The sequence below is a fragment of the Candidatus Limimorpha sp. genome (genome assembly GCF_056203535.1).
Map to the genome: position 1 here is coordinate 1 of NZ_JBADWU010000061.1, position 9,020 is coordinate 9,020.

The following is a 9,020-nucleotide window of genomic DNA, read 5'->3' on the forward strand; positions in this document are numbered from 1 at the left end:
CAACGCGGCGAGCTGCTCAAGGGGATTGCCCATCCGGGAGAGGGCTTCGACAGTGAACTCCTCCTCGAACAGGTTCTCGCCCATCGGCTTGCGGTATGTAGTAGTTTTCTGCATGATTCCGTATGATTTCTACTGCAAAGGTACGATTTTCTACTGAAATATCAAACTAAATAACTAATTATTAGTAAGTTAATTTATAGAACAGCCCATAACTGAAAACTGATAACTGAAAACTGATAACCGAAAACCAACCAACTTTCTCAACTAACTCACGAAACAAAATACTCCTAACTCCTAATTCCTAACTCCTAACTCCTAACTTTTTCCACTTTCCACTTTCCACTTTTCACTTCAATAGCTGTTCCCGTCCTGATAGTTTCTCTGCCCGATGCGGAAGGTGATGTCCTGCATGTTGTAGGTTCTCACATATTTTCCATCCTTAATGCCTGGAATCCAATGCGTTCCTTGAATCAGACGAATGGCTTCATTATCGCAACCTCCGCCAACTGAATTGACGATGACGATGTTTGAAACGTTGCCGTTGGTTTCGACCACGAAACTCAACCTCACCGTGCCTTGGATTTCCCTTTCCTGAGCCTCTGCGGGAAATTGCAAGTTGCCATATATGTACTGACCCATGCTGCTGCCATCGGCGAAATAAGGCTGGGCATATTCCTCAAGTTGCTTGTTCTCGAAGATTTCATAACTGTCGTCGGCTTCCAAAGCCAAAGGAATGGCAACGCGCTCATGTTTTTTCCAATAGCGGTTGTAACTTTTCGCGTTGAAATCTATTTCATATTCAAAGTCCGATTCAACAGGCATGGCAATGTAAGTTGCAGGTTTCCAAATGATTTTCTTTACCAAATCGAGTGCAATAGGTGAAGCGGCTTCGCTAAACGATGACTTTATCTGGTAATTGCTGCCTTTGCCGTTTTTGTCGATGTGCAGGGTGACAACGACTTTCCCGTTGGTTTTGCTGTTGAGTTCTTCTTCGGGATAAATCAGGTTTGCCGCAATGAAATCTTTGGTCAACTCATTGCCCGACATCGGTTCAGGATTTGTGTTTTGCGCCTTCACTTGGCTTATAAAGAAAAGGCAAACGATTGCCACAAGCACTTTGATTCTTTTTAATGTATTCATAATTAGAATGTTAAATTGTAAATTATACACATTTTATTAATGTGCTAAAATAATAAAAAAGGCAATAATATATCGTTTGACCTGAAAAATAGTAAAATGGAAATGTAAATGGTTGAGAATTAGAATCATAATGAGAAAAATGGTTGATTGCAGTAATTTGAATGTTTAGCATGTTCTGTATTTGCTTGTATTTCAGTTATTTACTAAATAACAACTTTTGCTGTTTGGCTCTGAAAGTATAGTGTTGCCTGAATGGTTGTCTTTTCAAGAAGCCACTCGTGTCTTTAAGGAAAACCGTCTTTTATCTACTTATATTTCTGTCGTTTTGTCATGGATAATGTGTATAATAGATTATTTGCTGTCATTTTGACATTTGTTTGAACAAAAATATGGCGTTTTATGTTTTGGCCTAAGATTTGACTATTGCCAATCGTCCGAATGAAAAAGCGGAAAAAGACTAACCACCGTTTCGACAAACTTAGCGAGTGGCACAAGCAAATCAGACAAACAACTAAACAAATAAACAGTTAAACAATTTAAAAACCAAACATCATGTTAGTAACCAGAAGACCACAGGATTTCATGCCTACATTGTTCAATGAACTCATGAACATGGGCAACGTTTCGTATGCAACACCCCAGATGAACATCATCGAGAGCAAAGAAGACTACAAGGTTCAGTTCAGCGTGCCAGGACTCACCAAAGACGACCTGAAGATTTCCATCAATGCCGAAGGCAACCTCATTGTTGAAATGGCCAAGGAAACCAAGAACGAGACCAAGGACGAAGCAAAACGCTACTTGCGCCACGAGTTCTCGGTGGAACAGTTCCGTCAGACCATCATGCTGCCTGAAGACATTCACCGCGAGCAGATTACGGCCAAAGTCGAGAACGGCATCCTCGAAATCGTGCTGCCGAAAGTCACCATGGAAGAGAAGAAGAAACTTGTGCAAACCATTGAGGTGAATTAAAAAGTCAGGAGTGAGGAATTAGGAGTGAGGAGTAGCGCTATCGCGTTTAAATGACCATCCGAAAGCCTCCGCCCTGAAAGGGCAGCCAAACAAGCGAAGGGCATAGCGAGCAACAGCGAGCGACACCCTTCGCACGTAAAGACGCGACAAACCGCGTTTAAATGACCATCCGAAAGCCTCCGCCCTGAAAGGGCAGCCTACACAAGCGAAGGGCATAGCGAGCAACAGCGAGCGACACCCTTCGCACATAGAGACGCGACAAACCGCGTTTCAACTGCCATCCGGAAGCCTCCGCCCTGAAAGGGCAGCCTACACAAGCGAAGGGCATAGCGAGCAACAGCGAGCGACACCCTTCGCACATAGAGACGCGACAAACCGCGTTTAAACGACCATCCGAAAGCCTCCGCCCTGAAAGGGCAGCCTAACAAGCGAAAGGCATAGCAAGCGGCAGCGAGCGACACCCTTCGCACATAGAGACGCGACAAACCGCGTTTCAACGGCCATCCAGAAGCCTCCGCCCTGAAAGGGCAGCCTACACAAGCGAAGGGCATAGCGAGCAACAGCGAGCGACACCCTTCGCACGTAAAGACGCGACAAACCGCATTTCAAAAAGAACAACGACCAAAAACCAAAACGACGGGACGGATCTATCCGCCCCGTTTTTTATTGCTGTTTAAGTCATGGAAACACTAAATTTCGTATTTTTGCCGACTATTTTATCCAATATGAAAAAAGTTCATTTTTTAACGGCATTTTTCATGGCTCTTGCCATTCATGCCTTTGCACAGGACAAAGTCGTCACCTTAAACACATTGAGGCTTGAGACTCGCGCCGACTACACCTTTAATTATTACTCAAAGGATTCCGTAAACCACGGTTTTTCTGGGAAGTACCTAAATGTTGTTCTCGACGGAAACATCACCGACAAATTTTCCTACCACTTCCGTCAACGCATCAATTCGCCTAACGTCGGCTTCGCCAACACATTTTTCCAAGGCACCGACTGGGCTTATCTCAATTGGAATGTCACCGACAATTTCTACATTTCAGGCGGTAAACAGGTCGTCGCCATCGGCGGATGGGAATACGATACCGCGCCTATCGACATCTATTACGGCACCGAATTCTGGAATCACGTCTGCTGCTACGAAATGGGCCTTTCGCTCAATTACCTGACGAAATCGAAAAAAGACCAAATTCTTTTCCAAATGTCAAATTCACCGTTCATCAACTCCGCATTGCAGAGCATTTATGCCTACAACCTGTTGTGGTACGGCAATCACGGCATTTTCAAAACTGCCTATTCCGCCAACATGATTGAATACGAACCAGGTCATTTCATCAATTATATTTCTTTAGGCAACAAACTGCTTTTCAACGGCATAGAAATGTACTTGGACATTATGAACCGCGCTTCGTTCAGGCAGGAAGGCTTTTTCGGACAAGATTTCACTGCCATTTTCGGCATTGGCATTGACATTGGCGACAAATGGATTGTCTTTGCCAAAGCAGGCATCGACTCCAACAGGGCGCAACTTCCTACTGAAAACAATCCATTCGACACTTGGGTCATACCTGGCAAAGACACCGATTTTGAAAGCGTGGGCTTTGAATACTATCCTTTGGGGAGCAGAAATGTCCGTCTTCACCTTTGCGGCTCGCACAACAACATCGATGGAATGGATATGTTTCAGGCCAACATTGGTTTCACTTGGAAAGTCAACTTGCTGAATATCAAGAAACAGAAAAATCAAGAATAAATCATGCCACGTTTATCATTTCTTAACAAACGAAGAAGTACCCACGAATACAAAAACGGCGTGGAGAAAATCTTCAACACATTTGGAAAATGGGCGAAACACCCATTGAAATTCACCACGAAACGTAGTTTTGAGGCTATCGTTTTCCTTATCGTGTTCTTCGCCTTCTTTGGCGGACTGGCCTACAAGATGACACTCCCCAAGATGCTCAACACCTTCATGCAGACCTCCTATCATCTGCTTCTGGAAACAGTGTTCTACATCATGGCCATTTGCGTGCTGATGGGCGCCATCAGCAAGATGCTCACCGAATTTGGTGTAGTGCGTCTGCTTGAAAACCTGCTCCGTCCGTTGATGAAGCCGCTTTACAACCTTCCGGGTGTAGCCGCCTTGGGTGCCGTGATGACTTTTTTGAGCGATAATCCTGCCATCATCACCTTGGCCCACGACAAGAACTTCAACCGTTATTTCAAGAAATACCAGCTGGTTTCGCTGACTAACTTCGGAACCGCATTCGGCATGGGCCTTGTGGTCATTGCCTTTATGACGGGTCTCGGTTTTGGTAAAGGCGCACTTATCGGCTTGGCTGGTGCTGTCATCGGCAGCATTGTTTCCACGCGGTTAATGCAGCGTTTCACACTGAAGGCTTATCCCGAATTGGATGCTCCAGTCTCTGTGGTATCGGGCGACGAACAGCAAATCAGCTTCAAAAGCGAAGGCAGCGTTTTCATGCGTTTCCTCAACTCGTTGCTCGACGGCGGCAAGGACGGTGTTGGCATCGGTTTCGCCATTATTCCTGGCGTTCTCTGCATTTCCACCATTGTCATGATGCTGACTTTCGGACCTTCGGGCGAAAACGGCGAATACCTCGGCGTAGCCTACGAAGGTGTTCCGGTCATCACTTGGGCTGCTGATAAAATCAACTTCATTTTCAAATGGTTGTTTGGATTTGAAAGCGGTGCCTTGATTTCCTTCCCAATGACGGCACTCGGAGCCGTCGGCGCCGCCATCGGTCTGGTGCCACGCTTCATCACCGAAGGTATCATCAACACCAATGCCATTGCCGTATTCACTGCAATGGGCATGTGCTGGAGCGGATTTCTTTCGACACACGCCGCCATGCTCGACTCGCTTGGCTACCGTCAGCTCATTGGCAAGGCCATTGGCGCCCACGCCATCGGCGGTCTTTGCGCAGGTATCGCCGCCCACTGGCTGTATGTGCTGCTTGCCATGATCATGTGATTTGAAGTTCGGTTTTGAAAAACTGAAAAGCCCGCCAGCTTTTGAAAAAAGCACGGGCAGCAAATTTTAAAAGCCCGTCTGCTTTTCGAAAAAGCAGGCGGGCTTTTGGGTAAAAGGCGGTGTGCTTTTCTCCAAAAACACGCCCCCTTTTTTTATAATCATGCCATTCATTATTTGACATGATGTTATATAATCCACATGGATTTATTTCACGCCAAGTTTCTTGGCAATATCCTTTGGCAGTGCGTCCTTATGCAGGACGATGTTCATGGTCTTGTATTTGGCGTAGGCTTCCGAAACGTACCAAATGCCGTGGTAGTCACCGGCATCGCCCCATGAGTTCTTGCCCATAAAATATTCCTTGCCGTTTTGGTCCTTGGCCTTGCCGAAGATTAGCAAACCATGGTCATCGCCAGTCTCCCAGTTGTCGAAGGCTTCTTGACGCATTTCCTGTGTAGCGTCAATTTCTGGCATTGGCTTGGAAGTGAGTTCGTTGCGACGGCTTGCAGCCGACATGCCCAGCCAATGTGCCATGTCGGAACCGGAAAGTTCGGCAGCTTTTTCAGCGTCAGGATAGACGGCGATACCGTTGCGTGTGAAACCTTGTTCGCTGACATCGGCACTCCATTGGAAGGTGTAACCCTTGTCGATGGCGTATTGCATCACTTCCATCAGTTCATTGATAGGCAGGTTGTAGTAAGGGCAGCCGCGCCAGTTGTCCTCGATTTCGAGGGCGAATGGCTCATAAAATGGATGATGGGTGTAGGAAGTCAAAGTGATGTAGTTGTCGGCTTCGAGGCCCAATGACTTGGCATATTCCTGTGGGGTCATGCCGTTCACTTTTTCAGGATATTTGCCGAGGTAAGCGTCGTAGATGCCTTGCAGACCTTCTTTCCAGACAGGGCTGAGCTTGCTGAAATCGCCTTTGGCGATGGCTCTGACATAACCTGTTGCGACGGCGTCAAGTTCGGTGTGGTTCGGCAGGGTGCCGCCATAGCGGTTGCCCGGCATGTCTTCCTGACGCACGAAGCCATAGTGTTCGAGGCAATAAAGCACATCGCCGCACTTGCCGCCGGGAGCCCAGCTGGCGTTGCCATGCAGACGGACGTATTTCTCGGCGCGGTCCATCATGGAGTGGCTGATGACGAACATTTCCGAAAGGTCGACGTCAACACCCTTGATGCGCAATGCTTCGGCTTCCATGAGGGCGATGCCGGAATGTGCCCAGCAGGTCGACGAGCGGTTTTGGTCGCGGATGCCGGTGATAGGCGCTTCCTTGATGGTGGTGAACTGGAAGCCTTCTTCTTTCTTTTCATCTTGTGCCTGGACTGCTGTGAATCCCATCATCAGCGCCAAGGCGAGGAACAAATGCTTTTTCATATTGATAGTATTTAGATTGTTGTTGTTTTGCTTATTAAAAAAGGTAAAGTTTTCTTACTTGAATTTATCTCCGCTGAAACCATGTCCCAATTCCCAATGGATGTCTTTTTCGTATCTGAAAACTTCGATGTTGAAATAGCAGTTTATCAAAGGGGTAAGCATTGGTTCCAATTCATCAATCCAAGAACCTACATAAACCACGAACTCTTCGCCTTCCTGATTGACTCGTCCGCGAGGAATCATGGTGTAATCGCCAACATAACGCTCGGCCGTGCCTTTTTGTGCCAATTCCTTGAAATGCTCTTTCCTCCACATATCAGCATGAAGTTTGTTGAATATGCGTCTTCCCATCCTGTCAGGTCTGACTTTAGCTGCATCTGTCTTGTAAACGCCGAACAAGTCACATTCATCGGTATCCAACCAGAAAATGCCAATTTGAGGTTCGCGTGATTCTGCAAAATTTGCCATGGCTGCTACCAGACTGTCATGCTTCTCCTGTGAGGCTTCAGTAATATCGTGTGTATTTGTGTTATCTTCCTGCATATCTCGTATTATTTTCGGCAAAGATACAATAAAAAAGTGAATGGCAAAATTGTATCTTGCAAACAAAAAACAGCCTCCGTTTCCAGAGGCTGTTCTGTAGAGACGCGATTCATCGCGTCTCCCAAATTGTGTATATATGAGACGCGATGAATCGCGTCTCTACAAGGTGCAAAATTATCGTGTCGCAAAATTCACCCCTTCTGTTGTTTTTTTCGGAATTTCTGTATTTTTGCACCTTTAAATATCATAATCCTATCAAGTTATGCGAAAAAGGCTTACTTTTATCATCATGGCATTCCTTTTATGCCAAGGGCTTGAGGCCCAGAACAAAGACGGGTTGAATTTTTTCAATCTCGTCCTGCCCGATAATGCTGTGGTCAGCTATGAACTGGCTGATGGCGTTGATATTCAGTTTCAAGACTCCATCATGGTTGTGAACGACCTGAGTTTCTATATGGAGAATGGCGTCAAGTACTATTTCACGGAAGGAAATTCCGTGGGCGAAAACAGCGACGAAAACGCTTCCTACATTGCCGCCGACAAGCTGTATGTGAAATGCAAAGGGAAAAGCAATGTCGTCATTTCCGACCTCTTGGGGCGCATGGTCTTCAGCCAGCCAAGCTGTGAGGAATGTGTCATCGACTTGGCAACCCTGCGCGGCAACACCTTGTATCTCATCAAAGTCAACAGTCAAACCCTCAAATTCATAAGAAGATGAAGAAAACACTTTTACTCATAACATTTTTGACAGTTTGCTTTTTCGGCTTCGGCCAAAGTGGAAGACATTATGTCATTAGATATCAGACCCAAAACGATACTGTTGTACTTAACACTCAAGTCGTGAATGGCATCCATATTGATGCTTATGGACAGAATTTGACCCATGAAGATGGAACTGCGTGGTCTGCATTGACTGATTTGGATACCGTTTACATCTATCGTGTAGAAGAAGAACACAATTGGGTTGACCTCGGCCTGCCGAGCGGCCTGCTGTGGGCCACACGCAATGTGGGCGCCTCGTCGCCCGAAGACTACGGCGACTACTTCGCCTGGGCCGAAACCCAACCGAAGAGCTATTACGATTGGGATACCTACACCTACACATGTGGTGGTTATGATGATCTGACAAAATATTGCAACTATTCTGGCTTCGGCTGCAACGGCTATACCGACAACCTGACCATTCTGCAGGCGGGCGACGATGCAGCCACGGCCAATTGGGGCAGTGGCTGGCGCACCCCTACGCTTGAGGAATGGGAGGAGCTTCTCGACCATTGCACTTCGGTGTGGACGACGCAGAATGGTGTGAACGGGCGACGCTTCACGGGGCCTAACGGCAACACGCTCTTCTTGCCTGCTGCTGGCTACCGTTGGTGTGGCAATCTCTACAACGCGGGCAGCGTCGGCTACTACTGGTCGAGTTCGCTCAACACTGACTACCCGAACAACGCGTGGTACTGCAACTTCTATTCGGGTTACTGCAATATGTACAGCTACGGCTACCGCAGCTATGGCCACTCTGTTCGTGCAGTGCGTTCCGCGCGTCAGAAATAGCCCTTGTTTCCCGTTACGGGCAGGGGCGAAAAACTTGTCGGGCGGGGCGTGCACGGGAGTGCGCAAAGACGGAAACAGCAAGCGCACCGCCCAATGGGTGGTGCGCTTGCTGTATTTAGGCAATAATTTACAATTCGCAAGATCAACCAAATTAGCGGTTCTTCTTCAGCGTCCGGCAGACAGGGACTTGCTTCAGCAAGGCCTATTCGTGTTAATTCGTGTAATTCGCTTTCTATGTTACCACGCAAGCATTTTTTGATATTTTTTTTCGTTTAGGCCTGGTTTCATCCATTTGCCCTGGCAGTTTCCTGTAACCGGCATAGTCCTCAAAGCATCGTGGAGTCCGCAGGCCGGCGGGCTTCGCTTTCCGCCGCCCCACGCACACCACGCTGCTTTTGCGGTTAATTAATAAGGCGGCTCGTTTCTTTC

Annotated in this window: 10 protein-coding genes and 1 pseudogene; 5 read left to right on the forward strand and 6 right to left on the reverse strand. The window is 47.1% G+C overall.

Annotated elements, in window-relative coordinates; all coding sequences use genetic code 11:
* Together AC06MN_RS07475 and AC06MN_RS07480 are read right to left on the reverse strand one after the other, a co-directional pair.
* Positions 1-114: pseudogene (locus AC06MN_RS07475) on the reverse strand (IS5/IS1182 family transposase); the annotation flags it as partial.
* A 237-nt stretch (positions 115-351) separates the two neighbouring features.
* Positions 352-1,140 (reverse strand): TonB family protein, encoded by a 789-nt coding sequence (locus AC06MN_RS07480; RefSeq protein ID WP_475671735.1) that lies wholly within the window; start codon positions 1,138-1,140, stop codon positions 352-354.
* 552 nt (positions 1,141-1,692) lie between these two features.
* On the opposite strand from AC06MN_RS07480, the gene AC06MN_RS07485 reads away from it, so the two are divergent.
* The 3 genes from AC06MN_RS07485 to AC06MN_RS07495 all read left to right on the forward strand — a co-directional run bounded on the left by AC06MN_RS07485 (position 1,693) and on the right by AC06MN_RS07495 (position 5,114).
* A complete protein-coding gene (locus tag AC06MN_RS07485) occupies positions 1,693-2,112 on the forward strand; it encodes an Hsp20/alpha crystallin family protein (protein ID WP_475671736.1) in 420 nt (139 codons plus the stop codon).
* Between the two features lie 725 nt (positions 2,113-2,837).
* Positions 2,838-3,872 carry a porin gene (locus AC06MN_RS07490; RefSeq protein WP_475671737.1) on the forward strand — a complete coding sequence of 345 codons (1,035 nt, stop codon included), beginning with the start codon at positions 2,838-2,840 and terminating at the stop codon, positions 3,870-3,872.
* A gap of 3 nt (positions 3,873-3,875) precedes the next feature.
* On the forward strand, positions 3,876-5,114 hold the full coding sequence (locus AC06MN_RS07495) for a CD0519/CD1768 family membrane protein (protein WP_475671738.1): 1,239 nt from the start codon (positions 3,876-3,878) through the stop codon (positions 5,112-5,114).
* On the opposite strand, the gene AC06MN_RS07500 is transcribed toward AC06MN_RS07495, so the two are convergent.
* The 3 genes from AC06MN_RS07500 to AC06MN_RS07510 are packed head-to-tail and all read right to left on the reverse strand — an operon-like array spanning position 5,107 to position 7,037.
* A complete protein-coding gene (locus AC06MN_RS07500) occupies positions 5,107-5,295 on the reverse strand; it encodes a hypothetical protein (RefSeq protein ID WP_475671739.1) in 189 nt (62 codons plus the stop codon). The two genes, AC06MN_RS07495 and AC06MN_RS07500, sit on opposite strands and share 8 nt — an antisense overlap.
* Positions 5,296-5,318: 23 nt before the next feature.
* Complete coding sequence (locus tag AC06MN_RS07505) at positions 5,319-6,494, reverse strand: C1 family peptidase (protein WP_475671740.1); 1,176 nt, start codon at positions 6,492-6,494, stop codon at positions 5,319-5,321.
* A 54-nt stretch (positions 6,495-6,548) separates the two neighbouring features.
* Entirely contained in the window at positions 6,549-7,037 is a 489-nt protein-coding gene (locus tag AC06MN_RS07510; RefSeq protein ID WP_475671741.1) for a hypothetical protein, read from the reverse strand.
* A gap of 262 nt (positions 7,038-7,299) precedes the next feature.
* On the opposite strand from AC06MN_RS07510, the gene AC06MN_RS07515 reads away from it, so the two are divergent.
* Both AC06MN_RS07515 and AC06MN_RS07520 read left to right on the forward strand, forming a co-directional pair.
* Entirely contained in the window at positions 7,300-7,755 is a 456-nt protein-coding gene (locus AC06MN_RS07515; protein WP_475671742.1) for a hypothetical protein, read from the forward strand.
* Positions 7,752-8,591: an Lcl domain-containing protein gene (locus AC06MN_RS07520; protein ID WP_475671743.1), complete on the forward strand. Its 840-nt coding sequence runs from the start codon at positions 7,752-7,754 to the stop codon at positions 8,589-8,591. Before AC06MN_RS07515 ends, AC06MN_RS07520 begins: the two co-directional genes overlap by 4 nt.
* 232 nt (positions 8,592-8,823) lie before the next feature.
* Here AC06MN_RS07520 and AC06MN_RS07525 read toward each other — a convergent pair.
* On the reverse strand, positions 8,824-9,020 hold a 197-nt coding region (locus AC06MN_RS07525; protein ID WP_475671744.1), incomplete at its 5' end, for a hypothetical protein.